General features: G+C 34.7%; 1 protein-coding gene. It reads right to left on the reverse strand.

Going from position 1 to position 265, the window contains the following annotated elements; genetic code table 11:
- Positions 1 to 265: DUF2306 domain-containing protein (locus SB689_RS23345; protein WP_410694430.1), on the reverse strand; the 265-nt coding region annotated here is incomplete at both ends.

Below are 265 nucleotides of genomic sequence, written 5' to 3' on the forward strand. Positions count from 1 at the left end.
TGGCATAGCTTAGAATCATATAACTTTTATGGTCAGTTACATTTCCTTTTTTGATGAAAAGCACTGCCCTAATGGTAAAATAAGCCCAAAGAATATCCTGAATTAAAAATCCTGTGATCCCGATTAATCCACCATTTGAAAATAGTCCCAATACAAAGCAGGCAGGAACGTTGATGACAAGAATATTATAAACATAGACCTTTCCGATGATTCTATGCAGCTTTTTATTCTCCTCTAAAAACAGATTGGAAAATTGGGTCAAACC

It is taken from the genome of Chryseobacterium sp. SIMBA_038, from assembly GCF_046535115.1.
GTDB lineage: Bacteria > Bacteroidota > Bacteroidia > Flavobacteriales > Weeksellaceae > Chryseobacterium.